Raw genomic sequence first — 24,350 nt, forward strand, 5'->3', positions numbered from 1 at the left:
TTAGGGGATATGCACGGGATGAGTTTGAAGAGATTGTTTGTCTTTGCCGGCTTGATTGCGATGGTTCTCACCACGGGGGTCTCGGTGGCCAGTGCCTCGCCCCGAGTGAGTCCGGAGTTCGCCACGCAGGGAAGGGTGGCCGGGTTGACGGCCACCCAGATTAACACGCTGCAGGCCGAGGTCAACGAGTACCTGGCTGAACTTGGTGGCAAGCAGACCGCGCTGAACCGGATCGAACTCGACGGCGCCACGATCAGGGTTGCGTTGCCAGGTGAAGCGCAACCTCGGAGACTCGCTCACGAAACTCTTGACGCGAACTGTGATGGGGGATACGCGGACTACCACCACTTCTGCACGTACCGGAACGAGTATTACACGGGTACGCACATCGACATGTACGCCTGCGGCGTGTATGACATCCCCGAAAGCTGGGTCGGCCCAGGGTCCTGGGACAACAACCAGACGGCGGGCACCAAAGCGTGCATGATGAACGACGCCGGGAGCGTCATCTTCACCACGAAACCCGCCAGGAGTTACGACCCCACTGGTAACTGGAACCCAGTCGACCGGATGAGAAACTGCTAGAAGCATCGAGGAATGGCGCCCTTCCCGGTGGTGGGGCGTCATTCTGCGGGCCCAGTTCGGCCATCTGCCGCCGCGGCGGACGTTTCGCCCGCAGGCCTAGTTCGCGGGTTCTGGCAGCGCCTGGTGCAGAGGTGGCTCGAGGTTCTGTTGGAGCCCGTGGTGGCCTGGATGGGTGTCCGGACTTCTGCACACCTGGGTGCCGGCTCTCGCCTCTTTCACATGAGCACCCAGCACCTCCGAGAGGGTTTCCACGAGTTGGACGTGCGGCAACCGCTGCGTCCGCTTATCCGCTGGGTGCTGGTCTTGGCGGTAATTCAGGTTGGTTGCCCCGCATCAACACGTCACCGCCGCTCCGTGTTGCGCCGCAGTCCGGTGGACAGCAGGCCGTAGACGCTGCCAGCGTGTCGAATCCGCCCGCAGGCGACCAGGTTCAACGCCTCGTCGAACGGCAGCCAGTGCACCACCAGATCCGCTTCCGCGCCTTCGCGGTTGGCGAGTCCCATGGTGACCGCGGTGGCCAGGAAGACGTGGTCGACGTGGTTGGTGAAGCTGTCCGCGCCGTTGACGCGCCCGAGCTGCTCCCACTGTTCGGCGCGGGCTCCAGTCTCCTCCGCCAGCTCCCGTTCTGCCGCGGCCCGGGGATCGCGGTCCACCTTGTCAATCGAGCCCGCAGGCAATCGCCACTGCCGTTCCTCGTGCGTGTAGATCCACTGCCGGGTGACGGCCACGTGGTCGTCGTCGTTGACTGCCACGACGGTGACCGAGCCCGGTGAGACAACGTGGTGGTAGATGTCCTCGACGGCGTCCGGCCGCACCACACTGTCCTCCCGGACCTCGAACCAGGGCGTCATGTGCACGACCCGCGTGTTCAACCGGTGCCACCGCTGTTCGTGGTGCATTGCGGCATCCAAGCACTGCCGCGCGGCGCTCACCGCTGCTCCCCGAACAGCAGCCCCGGCTCGTCGACGGGGTTACCCCGGTCGAGCGCGGCGGTCAACTGAATGTGCAGGCGTTTCGCGGGTGGATGGCCGTGCCTGCGAACGACGGCTCGCGCCAACGCGGCCAGCTGCGTGCGCACAGTGGCCGAGCCGAGTCCTCTCGCGGCGGCCAACACCTGCGCGGTGACATCGCACATCCGGTCGAGTTCGCCCGCCGCCTCGTGGGCGAGCGCCAGCCGTGCGCCGTACAGGGCACGGGACCGGTGGGCCTCCGGTGCGATCTGGGTGATCGCTCGCTCCAGCAGCTCTGCGGCCTGCTGTGGCCGGCCGAGATCGTAGAGGCACCAACCGGTTACCGCGGCGCTGAGGTCGGCGACCGTGGACGAGCCAAGGACCGGGCCTGCCGGACCCGCACCGGATGCCTGCCCGAGCCACTCCGCGGCCTCGTCGAGTGCGGCCAGACAGCGGTAGTGGTCGCCCCGCAACGCAAAACCCTGGGCGAGCCGGTGCGCAGCCAGACCCTTGGTCCGCACGTCGGAGCTGGGGTCGGCGACCGCACGCCGCGCCAGGCTGATGACTCGATCGCTGTCGTGCTCGTACAGGGCCAGTTCCGACTCTCGCACCAGCGCGTACATGGTGAGGCTGCGGTCGCCGGCTTGGGCGGCGATGCGCGCGGCGCACCGCGTCCACTCCAACGACTGCTCGTCGCTGCCAGCTTCCTGCGCCATCCACCCGAGGAACTCAGCGTACCGCGCGGTCAGCAGGCCCAGTCGTGACCGGGCTTCGGGTTGCCGGACAACGGACATCAGCTGTCCCAACGGCCGCAGGCTCGCCCGTACCACCGGGATTACCAGCCCAGGCGCCATGTGCCTGCCCATGGAACGCAGCACGTCGAACTGGTGCCACCACGCCAGTTCCGTGGTCTCGTCGGCCGCGGCTGCGGCTGCGTCGGCGTACTGGACGGGTGGGCAGGCCGGCTCGTTGCCTACTGGTGGGCGGAGGCCGCGCCGCAGCCGAACCGACTGTTCCTCGGCCAGTGCCAGTAGCTCGCCGCCCGTCCCCAGCAGGGCGTCCGCCTGCCTGGCGAGCAGCTGACTGGGCCTGCTCACGTTGTTCTCGATCTTGCTGAGCTGTCCCTTGCTGTAATGCAGGGCTTTGGCGAGTGCGTCAAGGGAAAGCCCAGCCTCGACGCGTCGTTTTCGCAGCGCGCTCCCGAACGGCTCCTGGTACACCACGGCTCACTGTGGCACCCCGCACCGAGCCACACCAGGGTTTCCTGTTTCCAATCCCGCCCGGGAACGGGAAACTCCTGTTCTCCGCGGGCACAATCGCATCAACCTGGAGGACGTCACGAAACAGGAGCAGGAGGCAAGCATGCGAACCGCCCTTACCGGTATATACGCCTTTGGTCAGCTCGTCGCCGTCCTCGTCGTCGCCATCAACGTCCACGTGGACGGGATGGTGGCGGTCGCCCTGGCACTCGCGCTCGCCGGAGCGCTCATCAACAGTTGGGACGAGGGGCGGTCACTGCTGCCCCCTCGTCCCCTCCGGCCTGCCCAAACGCCCCAGGAACGCGCCGATCGCAGCCAGTTCCGGAACGCGGACGATCCGCTTTTTCCGCCCCGATCTACGCGATGACGCCCCAGGAGCGCGGTCTGGTTCACCGAATATCCGAAAACGCTGACACGAGCAGTCCGTGCCCCTAAGATGTGGCGAACCATGAACACGGTTGTCCAGTCGTCTGCCGGGTGCGGAAATCCGTCGAATCGCTCAATCGCCCCTTGGATCGGGCTTGCCCATCAAGCAGGGAGAGCTTTCTTTGCCGTACGGGATCAGCAGGTATTCCCGCATTGCCGCGTTATTCCTCGCCACGTTGATTACGGCGACGCCCGAGGCGGTCGCGCTGGCCGAGCCCAACCCACCCTGGCCTGGGCACTGCCCGCTGCGCATCACGCTGGTGATCGACCAGTCTGACTCGATGAACGTCCGGTTTCCGCAGGTGCGGGAGGCCACCAAGAACGTGGTCGACGCGCTGCGGGACAAGTCGTCCACGGTCACGGTCGTCGGGTTCGGTACAGCCGCCGCCACCATCCGGTCCAGTGTGGACGTATCCGACGAGGACAGTCGACATCGGCTCAAGGACGACATTGACGGACTAGGTACGGCCAGCGGCGCGACCAACTGGGACGCGGCGCTGGCCACCGCAGAGGGGCGCCACCAGGACGTGGTCGTCCTAGTCACCGACGGGATGCCGACGGTGTACGGCGACCCGGCCCGCGACGGCCCGGACGACCCGGTGGTCGTGGCAGCCGCGACCGCGGACCGCCTCAAGCGCGCGGGCACCAGGGTGGCGGCTGTCGGCATCGAACTGGCGCCAGACGCGGAGGCGAACCTGCGCGCCATCACCGGGCCCGAGCCCGACCAGGACTACTTCGTCGGCGAGCAGTCGAGCTTGCTGCGCACGCTCTACGAGGTCGTAGCGAGCGCGTGCGGTGTTCCCTTCGAAGCACTACCCAAACCGGAACCTTCGGTGTTCCCCTGGAGCGCGGCACTGACCGGCACGGCCGCCGTCGCCGCACTGGTCACGATGATCGCGTGGGTCCTGCACCGCAGGCGTCGTCCACCGGCTGCCGTCGCCAGTGAACCCGTGCGGCGGGGCAACACCCCAACCGCGATCGACCACCAGGACCTCACCCGGAAGTTGCGCGACGAGAACGCCGCGGCCCCGCGTCGCTCGATGTCGCTGGACTTCCTCGACCGGCAACCACCGAACACGAAGGACAATCCATGACCCGTCGTCCTGTTCTCGGCATCGACCTGGGAACGACCTACTCCTGCGTCGCCTCGCTCGACGAGAACCAGCGGGTGTCGGTACTGCCCAACCAGGAAGGCGACCTGACCACACCGTCCGTGGTCTTCTTCGAAGACAGCGGGAACGTCACCGTTGGCAAGTTCGCCAAGAACGAGCTGCGCAACGAACCCGGCCGGGTCGTCTCGCTCATCAAGCGGCACATGGGCGAGGAGGGGTACACCGTCGACATCGACGGCAGGCAGCGGTACCCGCAACAGGTCTCCGCGATCATCCTGCGGCAGGTGGTGGAGGACGCCCTCAGCGTGCTCGGTGTGGAAGTCCCCTCCGAGGGCCCACTTGCCGACGTGGTCATCACCGTGCCCGCGTACTTCGGCGCCGCAGAACGACAGGCGACGCGGGATGCGGGCGAGATGGCGGGCCTGACCGTGCTCAACATCATCAACGAGCCGACCGCAGCCGCCGTCGCCTACGGGCTCATCTCTGCGGGTGGCGACCGCACCGTGCTCGTGTACGACCTGGGCGGCGGCACATTCGACGTCACGATCATCAAAGTGTCCTCGACGGAGATCCGCGTCGTGGCCACCGGCGGGGACCACCAGCTCGGCGGCGCGGACTGGGACGAGCGGCTGGTCGACCTGGTGTGCCGCAAGTTCACCGAACAGCATCCGGACAGCGACCCGCGCACCGACCTGGATGCTGCGGGCAGCGTCGAACTGCTCGCCGAGGAGGCGAAGAAGGCCCTCAGCAGGCGCGACAGCTACAGCACGACGGTGATCGCGCACGGGCAGCGCGCCAAGATCGAGATCACCCGTGCCGAGTACGAGGAGGCGACCGCCGACCTGATCGGCAGGACGCTCGACTTCACCAGGGACGTGCTTGGCCACGCTCGGGAGAAGGGCGTGGACAGCATTGACGAACTGCTGCTCGTGGGCGGGATGTCGCACTCACCTGCGGTGAAGGAGCGCCTGGTGCGGGAGTTCCCCGAGTTGCCGACGCCCCAACTGGCCGACCCTGACCAGATCGTCGCGAAGGGGGCGGCGCTGTTTGCCGCCAACGGCATCGCGGAGAGTGAGGGTACCGATCCGCTACTCGGGCGTGGCCTGCCGGGAGGGACGCTGCCCAGGATCGTCAACGTCACGTCGAAGGGGTACGGCATCGCCGTGCTGCGCGACCACCACAAGGACGACCGCGACTTGGTCGTCGCCTGGCTGATCAAGCCGAACGACGAGATCCCGGCCCGGCCCAAGGACACCTTCCGGACGGTTCAAGATCGGCAGGAGGCTGTCGATATCTCGGTCTACGAGTCAACCACCGACGTGCTGAGCGACGAACTGTCCGACAACCTCCTGCTCGTCGAGGGCACGCTGTGCGAGCTGCCCCCTGGACCAGCGGGTCAGCCCCTCGAGGTGTCGTTCAACCTTGAGTCCGACGGCATCCTGCACGTCACCGCGGTCGCTCAGAACGGAAAACAGCTCAAGCTTGAAGCGAAGATCAGCGGGATGGTGCCGGAGGAGGTCAAGCGGGCGCCGCTGCCCGTGATCCAGCGGTGAACGGGTGGCGGTTCGACGCGGGCCGGTTCGTTGACGAGGTGCTCAAGCCAGTGCAGGACGGCTGGCGCCCTGACGAGGACCTGTTCCGCGTCTATCTGCTGTCCCTCGACGTGACCGATACCAGTGTGCTGCGTACCGCGCTGGACGAGGTCGGCAGGCAGTTCACCAACCAACAGTACCGTTCGTTCTCACGTGCCCTGGGCATCCTGCGCGGCCAGCACCAGGCGGCGGAGGAGGTGTTGCTCGACCGGGCGCGGCGGGAGAAACATCGGGAGCACGTCACACAAGCGCGTGACCGGCTCGCCAACGTGGTCCGGCAGCGGCTGCACGGCGCACCGGGCTTGCCGCCGGACGAGGTGTCCGCAGTGGCACGCAGGCTGAAGGTGCCGCGTGGCGCGGTGCTGACCGCGCTGCGGGCCAACGGCGCTGATGAGCGCACACCCAGTGGCCTTCCTCCAGCACCACAGCCCGGCCGGTGGGCCGAAGTGCGGGGAATTCTGACGCGATTGCGGCACGACTCGCTGTGGGACTACCTGTCCGGGCTGGGCGGTCTGCCCACAACCGGACGACACCTGGCGGCACGACGCGAGAAGCTGCGCGTGTCGCGGTCAGCCGAAACTGCTGCGGAGGCGACCCTGCTGCGGCTGGTTCAGGACTGGATCAACGACGGCAGTCTGACCGAGGTCCTGCGCTACGAGGCGCTGGCCCAGGTGTGGGACCGGGCGGCTTACGGGTACACCGACGCCGTTGCAGCCACCAGCGCCATGGCCGAACGGCTGCGCGAACTGGACATCCGGATGGGCGCCGGCGAGATCGCCTACGCGGTCTGGTGTGCCCAGCAGTTCGCGGCGGGCGCGACGGAGCCCAGCTGGCAGGAGCACTACCAGCAGGCGCTCGGTGATCTCCGGCTGCGCGCCGCGCTGCTGATCCTGCAACAGCAGCCAACGCTGCCCGACGAGTGGGCGCGGCAGCGCTCCGACCTGGCCAAGCGACTGTCCGAACTGGACGACGAAATCACCAGGTGCCGCGAGTTGGAGGCCACCGATGTGGAGGCGGCGGTCACCGGGTACTACCGGATCCGGCAGGAGCTGGCTGATGACGAGATCGATGCCGCACTCGCGCGATGTCGGCCTGCCGCTCCCTCGTCCGCGCGGGCACAGACGAGCGAGGGCCGGGTTGTGGTGACGTGGCGGCCGAGCACTGCCACCGCAGGGCGGATCACCTACCGGATTCGCCGGGGGAACACCGTGCTGGCTGAGGAGACGGCCGCCTGTGAGCTGCTCGACCCCGAGCCGCCGAGTGGAACACCAGTGGTGTACGAGATTCACACGCTGCGCGACGGCGTTCCCTCGGCGCAGGCGACCCGCACCGATCCGGTCACCGTGCTCAGCGAGGTGCTTGATCCTCAGCTGCGAGGCGGCGTTGACGTGATCTCCGGTCGCTGGCGGCTGCCCGAGGGTGCGATTGGTGTGCTTGTCACCCGCTTCGGCCTGGCGTTCGCGGATGCCCATTTGACGACGTTCACCGATCACAACGTCGATTCTGGTCAGTCCTATGAGTACCGCATCCAGGTGCGCTACCGGCTTCCCGACGGTTCCGCGGTGCTCAGCCAGGGCGTGCTGCTGACCGCGTGCTGTCAGGAGGTGCCGGCCGGGGTCACCGACCTCATTGCGCAGCTCGACGGCGAGGAGTTGGTGGCGACGTGGACCCCGCCGCCGCGCGGTGACGTGGAACTGCTGGAGCTGCGCGAGGACGTCGATCCGCCCCGTTGCGAGGTCATGCCGGTGCACCGGGCTCGCGCCCTGGGATCCCCGGTTCGTCCAACGGGACTGTCCGGCCGCGGGTTCCTGCACGGACGCAGGCCCGCAGCCGGCAGGCGCCAGACGGTCTTGCCGATCACGGTGCTCGGCGACCTGGCCGCGATCGGCGTGCCGTTTGCGGTCGACGCGCGGCAGTGCCCGGTCAGCGCACTGCGACTGGACCGGCTCGGCCCGACCGTGCGACTCACCTGGGCGTGGCCCACCGGCGCGACCAGTGCGCGCGTGGTCTGGCGGCGTGGAGCGAAACCGGTGGGCCCGACGGACCCGGAGGCATCCACTGTGGACATCACTCGGGTCGACTACGAAAGCCGTGGTGTCTCGATCTCGGTGCCGGAAGGCGACTACTGGTTCGGCGTGTGCACCGCGGTTTCACTCGACGGTGTGCTGAGCTTCGGCCCACTGGTGCTGCGCCAGGAGTCGGCCACCGGAACCGTCCGCTACCAGGTGCGCCGGGCCGGTCGGTTCTCGCGGCACCGCCGCACGCTGGTGGTTGAGGGTGACCACCGGGTGCCTGCGGTGGTGCTGGTCGCCAAGTCGGGTATCCGGCCAATGCACGCCGACGACGGTGAGGTCGTGCTGCACCTCGACGGCCGTGAGTCACCGCACAGCCAGGACTTCGACGTTCCCCGGCACCTGCGCAGGCCGGTTCATCTCCGGGCGTTCTCGCTGGACGAGCACGTCGTGCTGGTGCCGTCCCGCCCGGACCAGCTGATCGTGTGAGGAACAGGGATGGCCACTGTCAAATGCCCGTACTGCTGGGCAACACACCGGCGTGCGGACCTGCAACTCCAGTGCGGGGAACGATGCGAGGAAACCGCGAGGTTTCGCACACGAGACCTCAAGAAGGGGCGCTGCCCGCACGGCAACCTGCCACAGACCCGGCGGGTGTGCCCGTCGTGCGGCCGCGACCTGCTGCGCGAGTACGTCGACAGCGGGGGCCGCAACATCGCGATCATCGGCTCGTCGGACTCCGGTAAGAGCACCTGGGTCGGTGTGCTGGTCCATGAGTTCCAGCGCGGTCAGGTCAGCACCCGTTTTCCCGCTATGTCGCTAGACCTGCTCGGTGAGGCCTCGCGGGTGCGCTACAAGCGCGACTTCGACACACCGCTGTTCCAGCAGAGCCGCCCGGTGACTCAGACGGCATCCGCCCTGCGGACCACGCCCGAGCCACTGATGTTCAGCCTGCGCTTCCCCAGACAACGGCGGATAGGGCCGGTCAGCGTCGCTCCTGTGGTGACCGTCTTCTACGACACGGCGGGTGAGGATGTCGCCCGGGCCCAGGCAATGGATCAGCTGATCAGCTACCTTGACGCCGCCGAGGGCATCATCCTGCTGCTCGACCCGCTGCAGATGCCGAAGGTCCGCGAACTCGTCGGCGGCACGGCCAAGACCAGGTTCACCGATCAGCTTCACGTCGTGAACCGGCTGTCGGAGTTGCTGCGAGAACGCAGTCGCACCGGGGTCACCAAGCTGCTGCGGACACCGCTCGCGATCGCGCTCACCAAGATCGACCTGCTGCGTGACATGTTCAGCGCGGACTCACCGCTGCGCCGGCCTTCATCCCACGACGGCTACTACGACGACGAGGACGGCCAGGACGTGCACGAGGAGGTACGCGCCTGGCTGAACCGCTGGTACGACTCGGCGTTCGACCGCACGGTGGTCAACACCTTCCACACCTACCGGTACTTCGGGCTGTCCGCGCTCGGCGCGCCGCCACTGGATGGCACGCGGCTGTCGCCCGCGGGCGTGCATCCCTACCGACTGGAGGATCCGATGCTGTGGTTGCTGGCCCGGTTCGGTGCGATCAAGACGAAGGGAAAGCGATGACGGTGCGCCAGGTGCACTACACCTCGTGCGAGGACGGCCTGGAGGGCATCCAGGGCTTCCAGATCAGCGCGATGACGCCGGGCACGCCACGGCAGCTGGTGGAACTCGCGGTCAGGGCCAGCGCCTACGAGCCGAGCCCAGGCCTGATCGGGCGGCTGGGCCACGACGACCTCACCGCGTTTCCCATCGCCTTCGGCTACCTGCCGTCCGGTCGTGGCGCCGCGCTGTTCCAGAGCCGCTACGCGGGCGCGGACTTCACCGGTCGCATGGGCAACTACTTCGCCCACGCCCTGCTGCTCGACGACGCGGAACGCGAACTCGGCGACGCACTACCGATCGACCTTTGGCACGGCCCGGTGTGGATGGACACCAGGGCGAGCGGCAAGGACCTGCCCGAGGTCACCGCACTGCTGCCGGGACACGCGGCGACCGCGTCGAGCACTCGCCGGTTCCTGGACCGGCCCGGTGCGACCGCCCACCTGGAGCGGGTGCTGGGCGCCACACAGCGGGCACTCGCCACCGAGCGCGACCGGCTGGTGCTCGTCGTACCGGACGACGAGGTGGCCGCACAGTGGATCGCCGCCCTGTGCCGGTCGCTGCCACGTGCGCTCGGGCTGCGCGTGTCGTTCGTGACCTACACCGCGCGTCCAGAGGAGTCGGCCGCACTCGTCAGCTGCACGACGCCGGATGTGCGGCTGCCCGCCTACGGTGACTTCACCGCCATCGACCTCACCGCCGGCGTGTCGCCGGCTCAGGACGGCACCCGCTACGCTGCGGCGCTGGCTCGGCTGTGGGAACGCGACGAGGTCGCCGCGGCCCTGGACCTCGCGGCTCAGGTCACCCCGGCGGTGACCGCGGCGGAACTGGATGTACTCGCGGTCCTGCTGGAGCTGGCGTTCGACCTGCCGGTCGCCGTGCCCCCCGGTGAAAGCCTGCTCGTGGACGCCGTGCAGTTCGCTGTGGACCGGATGCCGAAGCGGCTGCCCGGCCACGCCTGGAGTCGCATCGCCGACCAGGTCCAGGACGGCGGCGGCCCGGCGAACCCAGCTGCCTGGTCGGCGGCACTCCGCACGGCATGGCAACAGGGTGAACCAGTGCCTGCGACGCTCTTCGGCACGTACTTCGTCGCGGTGCTGCGAGGTGCCGAACGACGACTCTGGCTACCCACGCTGTCCACCGCAGACCTGACGGACGTCGCGGAGAACGTTGTGCTGCCCGAACTCGCCGGGCCGTCCTCGGCCGCGCTGGGAGAGTGGCTGTCCGAGCAGCCCGAACTGCTCGACGCCCTGGTGCGAGTGCTGGAGCAGAGGCTGGTCGACCCGCAGGAGGCCTGCAGGCTGGCGGCGACGCTGCCACTCGCCGCCGCCCAGTTGCTCACCAAGAAGGCGGGTGAGCAGATCAGGCTGCTGACCGACCTGGTGCTGGCCAGGCACGGTGCGCTCGACCGGGTTGAGGTGGCGGTGGCGGCCACCCGACGCGGTTCGGGCGAGGTGCGCCACCTCGGCGCCGTGCTGTGGCCGGAAGACCCGACCACCGACGACTGCCTCCGGCTGCTACGCCACCTGCCCCCCGAGGCGCTGGTGGACAGCGGCCTCGCCACGCGCATCACCGCACGGGTCCTGAGCCTGGCGAGCTACGACCGTGCCAGCGCTAAGGAGAAGCAGCTCGTGGAGGCACTGTTGGACTCTCCGGTCGCGGCACGGCTACCGCAACACAAGCTCGCCGAGCTGGAAGCGGCACGGCTGGTCACGCACTTTCACCGTTCGGCACCGGGCCCGGGTAGCGAACTGGCCGTGCTGTCCGGCATCGAGACCGCGGCTGCTCTGCAGGGCGAGATCGGCCAGCGGCTGCTGGTGAGCATCGCGTCCTTCGTGATGCGGGGCGACCCAAAAATCCACAAAGGACTATTCGGTGCCGCTGTCACGGAGCATGGTTCGGTGTTCCTTCCCTCCTACCAGGAGGCCGCGCGCACGGTGTTGGCAACGGCACCGGCACGCCAGGTGGCGGCGGTGGTTGTCGCCTGGTTCGACGCGACAGGTCCGTCCACTCGCGACCGACTAGTCAACGACACGCTCGCAACCGCGCTGCGCAAGCGAAAGCGCAAGCACCTGGACCGCATCGGCAGCGCACTCCGGCCCATGGCCGACGCGCTGGGTGTTGCCGCACCCAAACCGAACTGGGCCCGGTGGTGGCAGAGCTGGCGAGTGCGGCACGAACGCCGCGGCCTGCTCGCCCTGCTCGGGCTGCGGAAGAGGTGACCCGTGTACTACCTCCTCATCGCTCTGTTCCTGATCATTGTGATCGTCACCCCCTACGTGGTGGCTCTGACATTCATCGGTAGCAGCATCGTCGGGCTCGGTGTCGGAGTGGTCGAGTACGTCACGGCCGCGTTGGCGGGATTCACCCCTCGCGCCCCGATCGGGCACCTGCGCATCGACCCGCCCGAGCCATCCCGAGACGGCCCCGATCCGGCGTTTCGCAGCTACTACGCCGGGCCTGTGCTGTGGGACTACCTGAACATCCTTCGCACGGCCATCACCCGGATGTGGGCGAAAATCCTCAGCGCGCCCACGACTCCCACCCCGGTCTCATCACCCCTGGTTCGCCGGGCGTGGCTGTGGGCCTCCAACACCGAGTGGCCACGTTGGTTCGCCTACCCGGTGGCCGCCGGGATCACCGCGGGTCTGGTCGGCGGTGGCGCCTGCGCCATCGGGCTCGTGGCGTTTGCCTCACTGGTCTTCCTGCTCCTGCTGCTGGTGCTCGTTGCTAGCGCGCTGCTGATGGCCTCAGGCTCGTGGGTAGTGGAGTACGTCGTGCTGTTCCTGCGCGGCATCACGATCGAATGCCCGTCCTGCCACGAAAAGGTGACTCGACCGGTTTACCGGTGTCCCGCCCCGGAGTGCGGTGCCGCGCACCGCAGCCTGGTACCGGGCACCACGGGCGTGCTGCGCCGGACGTGCGCGTGCCACACCACACTGCCCACGCTGTTGGCACTGGGCAAGAGCAGGCTGCGGGCGCAGTGCGCCCGGTGCGGCTTCGAATTGCCCACCAAGGGCCTCACTGCGCCAACCGTGCACATCCCGGTGATCGCCGGCCCGAAGGCGGGAAAGTCGGTCTTCATACAGAGCGCGGTGTCCCGACTGATGCTGCGTGGCGACGGGTTCGAGTTCGCTGACGAGCGAGCGAAAGAGTCCTTCGAGCGCAACATCGAACTGGGCGTGCACCAGGATCCGAGCCGTGCGCTCAAGACAGCGGTGGTCAATCCGCGGGCGCACACCGTGTTCGTCGGCGCTGAGGGCAGCCGCGCCCGCCGGCTGCTCTACCTCTACGACCCCGCGGGCGAGCGAGTGGAGAGCGTTGACCACCTGGCCGACGCACAGTTCCTGGCGTTCACCAAGGGGGTCGTCTTCATCGTCGACCCGTTCTCGTTGCGCCAGGTGCGGTCCGGCACGCCACGGGCGGTTCTGGGTCGCGTGAGTGCGTCGAACACCGCCCCCAAGGAGGTGCTGGAGAGGTTCGTCGAGGCACTGGCCGAGCGCGGATTCTCCTGGCGTGGCAGCCGAATCAGCATCCCGGTCGCGGTGGTGCTGACCAAGTGCGACGGCCTGCTCGACCCGTCCGGCCCGAGCCACCCGTACGCGGCGCGCTCCGCGTCATCGCGCGAGGAACGCGCGCTGGCCATCCGGTCTTGGTTGACCGGGATGGGCCAGCACGAGCTTTTGTCCTCTTTGGACAACCACTTCGCCAAGGTGTCCTACTTCGCCGTCAGCATCCAGGACTCCGTCGAAGTCAGGCGGCACGGTGCCGTCATCAACGACGACCCGGCCACTCCGCTGCTGTGGCTGTTGAACGGGAAGGTGCCCGCATGAGTGACCGGATTCCCGCCGCGGTCGTTGCTGGCCGCAAGGTGGCGATGGTCCTGCTCGTGACCGCCATGGTGCTCACCGTGTTGTGCGCGCTCTGGCTCGTGTCGCTGGCGGTCACGGCGCCGGCGGTGGTGTGAACTTGTACACGACGACCTCTGCGAACCGGACGACGTTGCCGTCCACCCGGTATCCAGGACGCCTGGCCTCGGCGATCCGGCCATCCTGGTCGGTGTTCTCGGTTGGCCGCGTCCCGACCGAGCGTTGCTCGTGGCGGTCGAACGCGGCACCCACCTCGGCGTGGAACTCCTCAACCCCCTGGCGGTCCAGCAGGAGCGTGACGTCCTCGACGATCTCGTCGCACAACCGCGTGAGGTCGACGTGGCCTGCCTCGGCCAGCGAGGTCCGCCGGCTGCGCCAGTCGTCGGCCAGTTTCACCAGTTCCCGCAGCGCGGGCTGCAGCGTCCGCCGCGCCTCCGCCGCGCGCAGCTGCTCGTTCTCGGTGTGCAGTCGGTCGATGACCTCGTTGAGGAACTTGCTCTGCGCGTGCAGTCCAGCCAGGTCGGACTGGATACCGGTCAACACCCGTTCAAGGTTTTCTTCCACATGGCCAAGATAAACGGTTCTCGCACCTGCTGGCAAGCATTTGGGCGGCAATGAGAACGAGGTTCGACGATTCGTCGAACCTCTACTCGATAATTCTTGGAGAACTCGTGAGTGGTATCTTCATCAATTACCGCAGAGGCGATCACGAGACTTTCGTGGCAGCTCTGGCGGACCGTCTCGCCGCCCATTTCGGATCCGATCAGGTCTTTGTGGACCACCAGATGCGGGTCGGCACTCGATATCCGGACGAGCTGCGTCGCCACCTGCGTGCGTGCGACGTGCTGGTGGTCGTAGTTCACCGACAATGGCTCTCTGACCTGCATGAACGATTGTGTCGCGAGGGGCTCGACTGGGTGCGTCACGAGATCGCCATCGCGCTGGAGCTAGGTAAGCCGATCGTCCAGGCGCTGCTGGGAAACGCCACACCTCCGATTCGCGAAGAACTACCGGACGATATCGCGGAACTCGCGTTGCGCCAGGCAGCCGAAATACGCGCGGCACACCTGGCTGGCGACCTCGAGCGACTGTTTCAGGAACTTGCGCGACACGTGGCGCCGATTCAGTCGACGAAACCGCGGAAGGCGCCCAAGCAAAATCGGAAGCGACTTCTGCCTGCCATCGCGCTGAGGGCTTGCGGTGCATTGTCACTTCCGTTGTTATTCGCCCTGACACTCGGCGGAAAATGGCGCGACTTCGCGAGCGTGGCAATGCTGTCACTAGTCCTGATGCTGATCGGAGTCGGAATGGTGGGGATACAGTTGCTCGTGCGGCGACGAACCTTCCAGTGGGAGCGTCAGGTAGGTGTGTTGCCGTTCCGGCAATACGTCCGCAAGACGTGGATCATCCTCGTGCTGCCGTTCGGCATCCTGGTGAACGGGCTGGTCGAATTCGTCAACGAGGGTGGCGCCCTGGCCCTGCGGATCACCCTGGTGTTTGTGGTGGTGGCGTTCCTCGTGTTCTTCGTACAGCGCGCCTCCGACGAGCGAGACGAGCAGGAACAGGAATGGCCCCCGGCACCGTCCTTCGAACCGTACCTGTTTCGACGCGCGGCGGCTCGGCTGCACGAACTGCTGACGGCACACCCGGACTGGCGCCCGCCCCGCTCCCGCCAGCAGCAACAGGACGCGGAGCAGATATACCGGGACCTGGAGAAGACCAGGCTTGGGCTGATCGGGCGGCGGAACTGGAACTGGCGAACCTGGCTGTGGTCATGCCACTCCACGGTGCCCGCGAACTACCTCGGCTGGACGGGGAGTATCCTCGGGCTGGTCGGGACCGCCGAAGCACTGTGTCCGACCGAAACCTCGTTCCAGTTCCACGTCGTGGTTGGTGCTATGGCACTACTCGCTGTCGGGCTGGCGGCCGCCGCACTCGTGCTGGACCGGGCCATGCACCGGCAGCACGATACCCTGCTGGTGGCAGAACTCGAGGAGTGGCAAGCCAAATTGAGGCCCCTGGTGTTCGCCGAGTGAGCACACCGACGCGGAGCGCTTCGGCAGCGGTAGCAGAGCCTCTCGATCTGCCAATCGCAGAACGGGCAGGTGTCCCTCCAGCGGCGACCAAGAAGGTGCTGCTCTTGCCGACCGCACGCCTGGCGCCGCACCGGAACGGGACGAAGTGGCTGACCGCGAGCCGTCAGCGGCTGAAGAACCACACGCGCGGTGATGCCGAGTTTGATGCGGGTGTTCGGCCTCGGTCACGCCGCTAGCCAGGGCCTCACACGCGACGTCATAGAGTTGCGGGTCCTGCCTTGTAGGCGCGCAGACCCTTAGTGTCGTGAGTCGTTAACTCGCGTTCAGTATGCGGCGAGGGTGTCAAAGACTCCGAGACGGAAAAGGAGAAGTACTTCGCCGGGAAGAAGGGCGGCGCTTCCTTCGTGCTGACGAACCAGCTACTCCAGTACGAGAAGTGGACACTCGACGTACTTGAGGCACGGCAGCGAGAGCTGCTGGACGTGTTGAAAAAGGAGTGGCAGCTGTGACGATTCGTAAGTTCGTGAGTGTCTGTTTTCGAGCCATGGCTGGCCCAAGGACGGGTTCCCACAGGACGATTGACGGCACCTCCCAGCGCCTACCTGACCTCGCCGTGCTCACAGCTGGACCTGTCTTGACCACGGCATCAGGCGAGAAAGCGCCATAGCTTGCGCCCGGACCGGGGTGGAACCGTCGGGTCACCTCGCTTGCGCCTGTCCACCGCAGCGGGCAGGCGTGGAACTACTCAAGGCCTCATCGTGGTAGGGGCGTAACGCGCTGATCGCTACCGGATACTCGCGTAGAGCCGAGGGAGGTCCTGAGCCACGACGATCCCCAACGGCTGTTCCGTGAACTTGCCCGAGTGGGAGATGATCACCGCCGTGACCGGATGCGCGCCGGGCGAGGACGGGGCGAGCAGGTCCAGCACGTGTAGGACGGTCGTGTGGCGGCCGCACAGCCTGGCGGATTCATGCGGTTCGGCGAATTTCAGCACCTCGCTGACCGGAGCGGTCTCGGCGAGACCAGCGTGGTCGGTGGACTGCGTCGCCAGCCAGCGTGCGATGGCGTTGGTGGTGAGAAGGCCCTGGAAACTCCCGTCGTCGTAGACCGGAAGTTGCGAGATGTCATGCTCCTTGACGAGAGCGAGGGCATCGGCGATCTGTGATCGGGCGTCGACCTTGCGCACCTGGTCGCGCTTGAGCACCTGGAGGGCGATGGGGGGCGAGATCAGCAGGTCTCGCATGCGTTCGATGTCCAGGACGACCTCGTCCACGGGATTGGCGATGGGTCTGCCGGCGAAGTACTTTTGGTGGCTGATGGCGTTGCGCAGCTCGGCGAAGGCTTTCAGCTCGTTCTTCTGTCTGGACGTCAGTCGTACCTTCTCCCCGTAGGTGTCGAGGAGCTTCGAGAAGCCGAGGTTGCCTTCGGGGTGACGCTGTCGCGGAGGTGGTTCTCGATGGCGATGAAGGCGGCGAGGAAGCGGGCTCCGTTGCTGGAGGTTCTGCTGCTTGTCACGACGTATTCCCTGGATGTCGCTGTAGTCGTTGGGCTGCCAACAGATCGGCGTGCTGCGGCTTCGGCCAGATACCGGCAAACACGCCGATGCCGCAGCTTCGGGCTCACGGAGGATGCCCTGGCCTGTATCGCGCGGACATCCCAAAGGGTTTCAGTCGTGAGGCTTCGACCCCCTGTCGAAGAAGCCCTGCATGGCCACACGTGCCAGCTGGAGGTCCAGCTGTTGATGGGGTCGGTGCCCGGTCATGGCGATGTCTTGGACACGCAAGCCTGCGGGTGGCAAAAGCCGGCATCATGGCTGTGATCCCGACAGAGAAACACATGTGATCACCTCACAGCGGAACAGCCGCCTTTCCGCGCTCCTCAGCCTGCGCCGCGATCACCCATGCGACCATATCTGCGCCTCAGTCCCCGTTGACCTGTTCTTTCCCCTTGTCGGTCTCGACCGAACAGGACGTTGCCGATGTGGATGTCATTCCAGTCGAAGTCGCCGTGGTAGCGAAGAACGGCTGCCACGCTCGCAAGCCGGTGCAGCAGATGTATGACAGTGGCCCGGGCTGACCCCTGGTGCACACCCGCGGCAGGCAGTCACTGTCGAGCTTCTCTGCGGCGGTGGCCACGGCCACTGGTTTCTCAGATTGAGACAACCTGACAGGCCAGGGGGAAGCGCGGGGAGTCGCTAACGAGCTGGCGCAGCGTCAGCACAACCGGCTGGCCGCGGCGCAGCAGTGACTGCTCCAGACCGCCGGCCGATGTTGATTGCTCCAGTTCAACCCAACCGGAACGTGACAGCATTGCCGCCAGTTGACCGAGGACGCGGTCGGCATGCAGCATCGCCTCTCATCCACCGATGCCACCCGGTGTCATTGCCAACTCCGGTCGATCCTGTCCCGCTGCGGGAAGCCAGACGGTCACCTCGCCGATCTCGGCAAGCGCGGCAATCGCAAGCGGCCGATCCGGCTCGGCGTCGATCGAGTCCGCTTCAGGCGCTGAGATGGGCTTGCCGTTTGGGGCGATTCGGCGGATGCACGCCGGAAGCAGCTCCTGACGCCGACGGATCCTGGCCAATTGGTCCAGCAACTCGGCCTTGGTGGGGAGAAGCGCAGGAAACCGTCTGCGGCGGGCCGCACTAACTTCTCAAGATCAGCTTTGCTGAGCTGCTCTGGGTGCTCCAGTATCTCGATGAACACCTCAGGGGCAGCCATTTGCGTCAGCCCCGCCTTCACCGGTGCGGTGAACTTCGCCCGGACGTCGCCCTTCGTCGAATGGAACGCGTTCTGGCCGATTCCAGGCCAACCTCCTCTGCGGTAAGGGCCGACATTATCGACAGCAGGAGATCGTCCCGAGTGAAGGCATCGAACATGCGCAACACGGTAGCGGTCCGACCATGCTAGCTTCGCTCTTATACTCACAGCGCACAGGCTGGCCATTTGTGGGGTTGCGAGTTCGAGGGTGAATGCTGCGTGCGAATCACTGTCTGGTAGCAGGAGAACGGCTTGGGCTGGGACAGGCTGTGCGCACGGTTTCAGGGCCTGGACATCCTTGGTTGTTCGAACCTGACCCTGACGGTAGTGCGGACCCGACGATGACCAGAACCGCTACCTGGGCATGGACGGCTGAGCCCCAGACGCCTCGGTTCAGCACCTTGGAGGAGGCTGAATTTCCGTGGCAGAACCGAAGAACACGCCGGCTGGGCCACCAGGTGCGGAGATCAGGAGGACCCCTTCGCGCGCTTCGACGTCCCCGCGGCTCCTGCGTTCGCTTATCCGCTCAGTACCCTCGTGGGCATGAGCCGCGTTCGGCAGACTGTCACGCTCACCGCGGACCTCGTGATCCTGACGATCCGGAACGGCACGCTGTGCGTGTTGGTCGTGGAGCGGGGGAACGAACCGTTCGCGGGGCACCTCGCCTTGCCAGGTGGCTTCCTGCGTGGTGATGAAAGCCTTGACGAGACCGCTGCGCGGGAACTCGCCGAGGAAACCGGTATGCGCGCGGAAGGACTCCACCTGCGGCAGGTCGGCGTCTACTCCGCCCCCGACCGGGATCCCCGTAGCCCCCGCGTCGTCACGTGTGCCTACCTGGCCATCGCTCCTGACTTGCCGCTTCCCGCCGCGGGATCCGATGCCAGGTCCGCGCACTGGCTCCCGGTCGTCGAGGTCCAGCGGATGGGGCTCGCCTTCGACCACGACCGCATCCTGAGTGACGCCCTGGAGTTGGCGCGGGCCGAGCTCCAGTTCCGGACGATCGCCACCGCGTTCTGCGGCGAGGAGTTCACCATCGCTGAGCTGCGGAAGGTCTACGAGGTGATCTGGGGGGTGAAGCTGGACAAGTCGAACTTCCACCGCAAGGTCACCGACGCGGACGGTTTCATCGTTCCGACTGGCGGCAAACGTCCTACCGGTAATGGTCGACCGGCTGCCCTCTACCGCGCCGGCGAAGCGACGACTCTCTCGCCGCCGATGATGATGCCGCGTTCGAGTGACGTCTGAGCCGTCGTACACCTGTCATCGTGCCCGAGCGCCGTGCCCGCCGCTAGCGCCGAGGCGGCGCGCTGCACGGCCAGACCGGGTAAGGCTCTAGCTCTCCACGGTGCCTCGCGACGTTTTTGTTGACATGACAATTGGCTCAACGGTGCGGAATCTAAGTAGTTTGACGCTTGATGTCAGGATGACAACAACCTAGCCTGGTGGCATGACGGGCAACGGTGACCGGTGTGCCACGACTCGTGTGCTCACTGCGGACGTGGTGTTGTTCAGCCGACTGGGCGGCGAGTTGGCGATCCTGGCCGTGGAACGCGACAAGGAGCCGTTCCGTGCGGCGCTGGCACTGCCAGGCGGCTTTGTGGAGCCGGGGGAGAGCGCTGTGGAGGCGGCTGTGCGGGAACTCGAGGAGGAAACCGGCATCCAGGTGGTACGTCAGCGCCTACGGCGCTTTGGTCGATACGCGGAGGCTGGACGGGATCCGCGCGGACAAGTGGTCAGTGTGGCATTCCACGGTTACGTGGCCGGAGTGCCGGCGGTATCCGGCGGAAGCGACGCGCATGCGGCGCGGTGGATGCCCGTCGAGGACTTCCTGTCCGTCGAGGTCGAAGTCGCCTTCGACCACCGGGAGATCGTTCGGGACGCGGTCGTCAGGAGGTTTGGCTGGCGTCCGGTTTCGGGGCCGCAGGGCGCAGCATCGGCGGATGCAGCAGGCGAGCCGGTCCACGGCGGTAGAGGGCGGCGGGGCGTCCGCCCTGGCGGGTCGTCTGAGTACCGGTCGCGACCAGGAAGTTCTCGACCCCGGTGACCTTGCGGTGGAAGTTGCGCGGGTCGAGTTTTTCATCCCATACGATCTCGTACACTCGGCGCAGGTCTGTCACGGTGAACTCGGGGCCGCAGAACGCGGCCGCCAACGTCGTGTACTCGATCTTGCTCCGAGTTCGCTCGACCGCGTCTCCGATGATCTTCTTGTGGTCGAAAGCGAGTTCGGTGCCGGGATGTAGAGCGGTCTTGGTCGGCACCCAGGCGGCTGACCGCGCGTCACCTCCGGCCACGGGTGGTGGTAGCCCAGGGACGAACGCCAGGTAGCAGACAGTCACGACTCGTTGCCTCGGGTCCCGGTCCGGAGCGCCGTAGGTGTGCAGCTGTTCGAGGTGCAGTCCGACGGGGTCCAATCCTGTCTCCTCGGTCAGCTCGCGTTCGGCGGCGGCGTCGAGGCTTTCGTCGACGCTGGAGAGAAACCCGCCGGGCAGGGCCTGCGTTCCGAGGTAGGGCTCGATACCTCGTTCGACGAGCATGATCTGGAGTGAGTCAGCGAGGACGGTCAACACGGCGAGATCGACGGCTACCGCGATCTCGGGAACCTTCCATGTGTCGTCGTTCATGATCGTCTCTTCCGGTAACTGTGGGCGATTTTCCCTGGGTAAACACCGTCCACTTGCAACACTTTACTCACGAGGATGGTGAGTGCATGATCCACTTTATCGTCAATTTGACGAGAATCGTCCTGCTGCGTTAGCGTCTCGCGCACCCGAGCAGCGCACCACGTTCTCTTCTGCTCAAACCACTTGTGATGAGCGCTGTCGTCGGGAGTCAGGCCTGGCTGAGTCGCGGAACTCGCCCTCCGCATGTCCTCACGCACGATGAAAACGGGACCGCGTTCGCGGTATCGCTTTGGAGTGAAGGAATGTTCGTTATCCTGACCGCGCTCGATGTCGAACACCAGGCGGTGCTCGAGCACCTGACCAATGTCGACGTGCGGAAGCACGCCGCAGGAACCCTCTTTGAAGTCGGTACACTCGCCAACAACCCGCGCCGCCGGGTCGCGCTCGGCCTGACCGGGCCCGGGACCACGACCGCCGCGGCGCTGACCGAGCGTGCCCGGACCGAGTTCTCCCCAGCCGCCATGCTGTTCGTCGGCGTGGCAGGGGGTTTGCGCGACTGGCTCGACATCGGTGACGTTGTCGTGGCCACCAAGGTCTACTCGCACCACGGCGCCCGCAGCGAGGACGACGGTGACCTGGCGCGACCACGCTCCTGGGACGTTTCGCATGCCCTTGAACAGCGGGCGAGGAGACTGCGTGGCGACTCCTGGTACCCGTACCTGCCGGACCGTGGCGAGCACGTCCGGCCCGACGTGCACTTCGACCCGATCGCCGCCGGTGATGTGCTGCTGAACTCCAGGACGTCCGCACTCGCGCAGGTGTTGCGCAGCAACTACAACGACGCCGTCGCCATCGAGATGGAAAGCTCGGGATTCGCACACGCGGCACACCTGAGCGGCAACGTCCCGATGATGACAATCCGCGCCATCAGCGACCACGCGGACGGCACGAAGTCGACCAGCGACCGCGCGGGCACCCAGCTCCTCGCCGCACGCAACGCCGCCGCCTTCGCAGCCGCCCTCATCGCCGCGCTCGAGGACAAGGACGACGAGAACGGCGAGGGCTCCGACCGACAGGCGCAGAGCAGTGTTCCGCCACTGCCCACCATCCACAACACCAACATCGCGCGCGACAACGCCACCGTCGGCCAGCAGATGGGTGTCCACTTCGGAGACATCCGGTCCACGTGGGCAGAGGGACCGCGGTGAGTACGGAAGACGGGGCAGTGCTGCCAGGCGAGGATGCCGTACCGCAGGTCGACAACCAGAACGTGGCGGCCGAGGGGGCGCACGTCGACCAGCAGATCGGGGTCCAGATTGGCGACACGACAATCCACCACGACAGCCGCACGTACCACATCAATCAGGGTGATCCGCCCGAGCGCAGGCACGAGGTTGCCCGCAACCTCCTCAGCGGAGGCACCCCGCGACGCGCGGAGGAGGTGTTCGCCACGCTGCTCAGGCAGGGGCACATCACCACCGAGCGGACCTACTACTACACCCTGTCCGTGATAAGCGAGCGATCGCTGACCGAGTTGTCCGGCGAGCTGCTCGACTGCATCAAGGACGCGTACAAGATGTGCCTCTCGTTCCCCACCGACGCCTGGTCGAAAGCGTTCACCGCCGTGTGGGAATTGCTGTGCTGGGTGAGGCGGGAGTACAGCGGCACGCCCGGGGGTGACCGGACGGAGGTGCTCGCCGCCCTACGGGTACTGCCGTTCACTCGACAAGAGGAAATCGTTCGCCACATGGACGTGATCCTCAGGGGACTGACCCAGGAGTGGTGGGAGGCCGATCTCAAGCGCCACATGATGCGGGAGCGGATCGCCCCCGAGCGTGCGAAACAGTCCTGGAAGTTCTTTGAGGCCGCACCTGCCGAGCCGAAGCCGTATCCGCCGGACCTGCTGTCGCCCGGGCCTGGCGACCGCAGCCGCACGATCTTCGGGATCGTCGGGGTCCTTATCGGACTGGCCGCCCTTGTCACCGGACCGTTCAGGCTTGGCCTGCTCCCGGAGCTGTTGCTGATGTTCACGGGGGCCACCCTCGTGTTCCGCTACGGCGTCGTGATCGAGTCCGCCAAGGTTCGACATGGAACGAGTGGACACGACCTCATGCAGCAAAGGGAGGAGGGCGAAGGCAACCCCGCGGGCGACCTCCACTCGATGACCGCATTCGGCAAGACCATCGGGTCGCTCGTCGACCGCCTCTTCAAGGAGCACGGATCTGCAACGGGGGCCTCAGCGGAGCAGCAGGGCGAGGCGCCGCACAGGACTTACCGTACCTACTTGAAGAAACGCCTCGTCAGATCGTACCTGCCGGGTGAGGTGAAGACCGCCAACCTGAGGTGGCTCGTCGAGTGGCACGCGAAGCGGGCACAGATACGAGGGGATGGGCACGAGGCCGCCAACAGGACTGGCTTGGCGGTGAACTCCGGCACGGTGATGTGCTGCGGTCTGGGCGTCCTCGTCGCCCTGGCGGGATTGATTGACGCTCTCTCGGCGCGGGATCTCTTGCCGGTGACCATTTTGTCGTTCAGCGGATGGTTCGCTGTGCGGCACGGAGTGCGCCTTGCGGCCACAAGACGGGCGAATCTTGCCGCATGGGCGGAGGCGGACGCTCTGTACGACGAGGAGATGGATGCGTACCGCGCCCGGCTCGCCGAGTTGGCGGACCGGCCCACCGACGCTCAGATCGCGCGATGGCACGCGCTCGACAAGTTCTACCTGGTATCGGACGTGATCAAACGCGTTGGACTGAAGAGGGACCAGGTCATCGAGTACGTGGTGCTGACCGAGTGCGCTCCCTTCGCGCGGCGTGGCCGACTGGAGTACGGGCCGCCGCGGTACTCCGCCTACCGGGTCCGCATCCTGCTGCTCACACAGAAGGGGGTACGCGAGGTCAGCCTCCACCTCGACGCACACACGGGAGAGGCGAAGAACGAAGAGCGCTTCATGTTCCGGTACGACGCGGTCGTGTCGGCGAAGGTGACTGAGAAGGGCGTGCGTACCACGGGTGTGAACGCACTTCAGGACTCGGACGTGGAGAACCTGCGTAGTCGGGAGTTCCGCCTGGTCCTCAGCAACGGCGAAGCCATCAAGATGAAGGTGAACAGCTTCAAGAGCTGGCAACACCAAGACGAGAGCGATTCAGAGCTGATCGACGCCGCCTACGAGACGTCGGGCATCGAGACCGCGCTTCCCATCCTCGAAGCGATCGCAGCCGAGGGGGAGGGGTGGATTGCCCACGAGCAGGACCGCCGCAAGCAGTGGTCACGCGAGTGGGACGAGGTTGCCGTCGCGGGCTGAGGCCCAACTCCGCACGGCGCCCAGGCCGCATACATCCGGTCGCCGGTGCGAGCTGCTTGGCCAGGCCGCGCAGCGGGTTCGCCTCCCGCACAACCAGGTAGAACAAGGACGACGCCTGTATTGGGGGCGTCGTTGTGGAGACGACTCATGATCTTCATCTCGCGTCGGGATACATATCCGATGCCCATTG

Annotated in this window: 21 protein-coding genes and 2 pseudogenes; 15 read left to right on the plus strand and 8 right to left on the minus strand. The window is 66.5% G+C overall.

Annotated features, from left to right (window positions below):
• Positions 1-18: 18 nt before the first annotated feature.
• Positions 19-585, plus strand: a complete 567-nt coding sequence (locus LX83_RS20050; protein ID WP_253773647.1) for a hypothetical protein — start codon at positions 19-21, stop codon at positions 583-585.
• Positions 586-926: 341 nt separating this feature from the next.
• Here LX83_RS20050 and LX83_RS20055 read toward each other — a convergent pair whose 3' ends face one another.
• Complete coding sequence (locus LX83_RS20055) at positions 927-1,484, minus strand: NUDIX domain-containing protein (protein ID WP_253773649.1); 558 nt, start codon at positions 1,482-1,484, stop codon at positions 927-929.
• A gap of 29 nt (positions 1,485-1,513) precedes the next feature.
• Positions 1,514-2,755: a helix-turn-helix domain-containing protein gene (locus LX83_RS20060; RefSeq protein ID WP_253773651.1), complete on the minus strand. Its 1,242-nt coding sequence runs from the start codon at positions 2,753-2,755 to the stop codon at positions 1,514-1,516.
• Between the two features lie 142 nt (positions 2,756-2,897).
• On the opposite strand from LX83_RS20060, the gene LX83_RS20065 reads away from it, so the two are divergent.
• The 8 genes from LX83_RS20065 (at position 2,898) to LX83_RS20100 (ending at position 13,538) form a co-directional block, all read left to right on the plus strand.
• Positions 2,898-3,161, plus strand: a complete 264-nt coding sequence (locus tag LX83_RS20065; protein ID WP_253773654.1) for a hypothetical protein — start codon at positions 2,898-2,900, stop codon at positions 3,159-3,161.
• Between the two features lie 154 nt (positions 3,162-3,315).
• Positions 3,316-4,314, plus strand: a complete 999-nt coding sequence (locus LX83_RS20070; protein ID WP_253773656.1) for a vWA domain-containing protein — start codon at positions 3,316-3,318, stop codon at positions 4,312-4,314.
• Entirely contained in the window at positions 4,311-5,885 is a 1,575-nt protein-coding gene (locus LX83_RS20075; RefSeq protein WP_253773658.1) for an Hsp70 family protein, read from the plus strand. The genes LX83_RS20070 and LX83_RS20075 overlap by 4 nt, the downstream gene beginning before the upstream one ends.
• The gene (locus LX83_RS20080; RefSeq protein WP_253773660.1) at positions 5,882-8,425 is read left to right on the plus strand and encodes a fibronectin type III domain-containing protein; all 2,544 of its coding nucleotides are present in this window, start codon (positions 5,882-5,884) and stop codon (positions 8,423-8,425) included. Before LX83_RS20075 ends, LX83_RS20080 begins: the two co-directional genes overlap by 4 nt.
• Before the next feature lie 9 nt (positions 8,426-8,434).
• Positions 8,435-9,535, plus strand: a complete 1,101-nt coding sequence (locus LX83_RS20085) for a TRAFAC clade GTPase domain-containing protein (protein ID WP_253773662.1) — start codon at positions 8,435-8,437, stop codon at positions 9,533-9,535.
• Positions 9,532-11,793, plus strand: coding sequence for a GTPase-associated protein 1-related protein (locus LX83_RS20090; protein WP_253773664.1), 2,262 nt, complete (start codon positions 9,532-9,534; stop codon positions 11,791-11,793). Before LX83_RS20085 ends, LX83_RS20090 begins: the two co-directional genes overlap by 4 nt.
• Positions 11,794-11,796: 3 nt before the next feature.
• The gene (locus LX83_RS20095; protein ID WP_253773666.1) at positions 11,797-13,404 is read left to right on the plus strand and encodes a TRAFAC clade GTPase domain-containing protein; all 1,608 of its coding nucleotides are present in this window, start codon (positions 11,797-11,799) and stop codon (positions 13,402-13,404) included.
• Positions 13,401-13,538 carry a hypothetical protein gene (locus LX83_RS20100; RefSeq protein WP_253773669.1) on the plus strand — a complete coding sequence of 46 codons (138 nt, stop codon included), beginning with the start codon at positions 13,401-13,403 and terminating at the stop codon, positions 13,536-13,538. The genes LX83_RS20095 and LX83_RS20100 overlap by 4 nt, the downstream gene beginning before the upstream one ends.
• On the opposite strand, the gene grpE is transcribed toward LX83_RS20100, so the two are convergent.
• Entirely contained in the window at positions 13,516-14,004 is a 489-nt protein-coding gene (gene grpE / locus LX83_RS20105; RefSeq protein ID WP_253773671.1) for a nucleotide exchange factor GrpE, read from the minus strand. The two genes, LX83_RS20100 and grpE, sit on opposite strands and share 23 nt — an antisense overlap.
• A 107-nt stretch (positions 14,005-14,111) precedes the next feature.
• On the opposite strand from grpE, the gene LX83_RS20110 reads away from it, so the two are divergent.
• Positions 14,112-15,476 carry a toll/interleukin-1 receptor domain-containing protein gene (locus tag LX83_RS20110; RefSeq protein ID WP_253773673.1) on the plus strand — a complete coding sequence of 455 codons (1,365 nt, stop codon included), beginning with the start codon at positions 14,112-14,114 and terminating at the stop codon, positions 15,474-15,476.
• A 380-nt stretch (positions 15,477-15,856) separates the two neighbouring features.
• Positions 15,857-15,985, plus strand: a pseudogene (locus tag LX83_RS38735) (hypothetical protein); the annotation flags it as partial.
• A gap of 275 nt (positions 15,986-16,260) precedes the next feature.
• Here LX83_RS38735 and LX83_RS20115 read toward each other — a convergent pair.
• The 4 genes from LX83_RS20115 to LX83_RS20125 form a co-directional block, all read right to left on the minus strand.
• Entirely contained in the window at positions 16,261-17,070 is an 810-nt protein-coding gene (locus tag LX83_RS20115; protein WP_253773675.1) for a CBS domain-containing protein, read from the minus strand.
• A 284-nt stretch (positions 17,071-17,354) separates the two neighbouring features.
• Complete coding sequence (locus tag LX83_RS38740) at positions 17,355-17,564, minus strand: DUF2399 domain-containing protein (protein ID WP_407649627.1); 210 nt, start codon at positions 17,562-17,564, stop codon at positions 17,355-17,357.
• A 60-nt stretch (positions 17,565-17,624) separates the two neighbouring features.
• Positions 17,625-17,825 (minus strand): hypothetical protein, encoded by a 201-nt coding sequence (locus LX83_RS20120; protein WP_253773677.1) that lies wholly within the window; start codon positions 17,823-17,825, stop codon positions 17,625-17,627.
• 6 nt (positions 17,826-17,831) lie between these two features.
• A complete protein-coding gene (locus tag LX83_RS20125; RefSeq protein ID WP_253773679.1) occupies positions 17,832-18,071 on the minus strand; it encodes a hypothetical protein in 240 nt (79 codons plus the stop codon).
• Between the two features lie 707 nt (positions 18,072-18,778).
• On the opposite strand from LX83_RS20125, the gene LX83_RS20130 reads away from it, so the two are divergent.
• The gene (locus LX83_RS20130) at positions 18,779-19,480 is read left to right on the plus strand and encodes an NUDIX hydrolase (protein WP_253773681.1); all 702 of its coding nucleotides are present in this window, start codon (positions 18,779-18,781) and stop codon (positions 19,478-19,480) included.
• 202 nt (positions 19,481-19,682) lie between these two features.
• A pseudogene (locus LX83_RS38745) lies at positions 19,683-20,102 on the plus strand (NUDIX domain-containing protein); the annotation flags it as partial.
• Positions 20,103-20,121: 19 nt separating this feature from the next.
• On the opposite strand, the gene LX83_RS20140 reads toward LX83_RS38745, so the two are convergent.
• A complete protein-coding gene (locus tag LX83_RS20140; protein WP_301328584.1) occupies positions 20,122-20,856 on the minus strand; it encodes an NUDIX hydrolase in 735 nt (244 codons plus the stop codon).
• A 302-nt stretch (positions 20,857-21,158) separates the two neighbouring features.
• On the opposite strand from LX83_RS20140, the gene LX83_RS20145 reads away from it, so the two are divergent.
• Together LX83_RS20145 and LX83_RS20150 are read left to right on the plus strand one after the other, a co-directional pair.
• Positions 21,159-22,064 (plus strand): 5'-methylthioadenosine/S-adenosylhomocysteine nucleosidase, encoded by a 906-nt coding sequence (locus LX83_RS20145; protein ID WP_253773685.1) that lies wholly within the window; start codon positions 21,159-21,161, stop codon positions 22,062-22,064.
• A complete protein-coding gene (locus LX83_RS20150) occupies positions 22,061-24,160 on the plus strand; it encodes a hypothetical protein (RefSeq protein ID WP_253773687.1) in 2,100 nt (699 codons plus the stop codon). Before LX83_RS20145 ends, LX83_RS20150 begins: the two co-directional genes overlap by 4 nt.
• Positions 24,161-24,350: the final 190 nt, after the last annotated feature.

The organism is Goodfellowiella coeruleoviolacea (assembly GCF_024171785.1).
In the GTDB taxonomy this organism is placed as follows: domain Bacteria; phylum Actinomycetota; class Actinomycetes; order Mycobacteriales; family Pseudonocardiaceae; genus Goodfellowiella; species Goodfellowiella coeruleoviolacea.

Excerpts from the sequence above, each read along its gene's own strand:
- LX83_RS20085 (WP_253773662.1), top strand. The coding sequence starts at position 8,435 with ATGGCCACTGTCAAATGCCCGTACTGCTGGGCAACACACCGGCGTGCG.
- LX83_RS20120 (WP_253773677.1), bottom strand. The coding sequence starts at position 17,825 with ATGCTGCATGCCGACCGCGTCCTCGGTCAACTGGCGGCAATGCTGTCA.
- LX83_RS20075 (WP_253773658.1), top strand. The coding sequence starts at position 4,311 with ATGACCCGTCGTCCTGTTCTCGGCATCGACCTGGGAACGACCTACTCC.
- LX83_RS20065 (WP_253773654.1), top strand. The coding sequence starts at position 2,898 with ATGCGAACCGCCCTTACCGGTATATACGCCTTTGGTCAGCTCGTCGCC.
- LX83_RS20050 (WP_253773647.1), top strand. The coding sequence starts at position 19 with ATGAGTTTGAAGAGATTGTTTGTCTTTGCCGGCTTGATTGCGATGGTT.
- LX83_RS20130 (WP_253773681.1), top strand. The coding sequence starts at position 18,779 with ATGAGCCGCGTTCGGCAGACTGTCACGCTCACCGCGGACCTCGTGATC.
- LX83_RS20100 (WP_253773669.1), top strand. The coding sequence starts at position 13,401 with ATGAGTGACCGGATTCCCGCCGCGGTCGTTGCTGGCCGCAAGGTGGCG.
- LX83_RS20055 (WP_253773649.1), bottom strand. The coding sequence starts at position 1,484 with ATGCACCACGAACAGCGGTGGCACCGGTTGAACACGCGGGTCGTGCAC.
- LX83_RS20090 (WP_253773664.1), top strand. The coding sequence starts at position 9,532 with ATGACGGTGCGCCAGGTGCACTACACCTCGTGCGAGGACGGCCTGGAG.
- LX83_RS20140 (WP_301328584.1), bottom strand. The coding sequence starts at position 20,856 with ATGAACGACGACACATGGAAGGTTCCCGAGATCGCGGTAGCCGTCGAT.
- LX83_RS20145 (WP_253773685.1), top strand. The coding sequence starts at position 21,159 with ATGTTCGTTATCCTGACCGCGCTCGATGTCGAACACCAGGCGGTGCTC.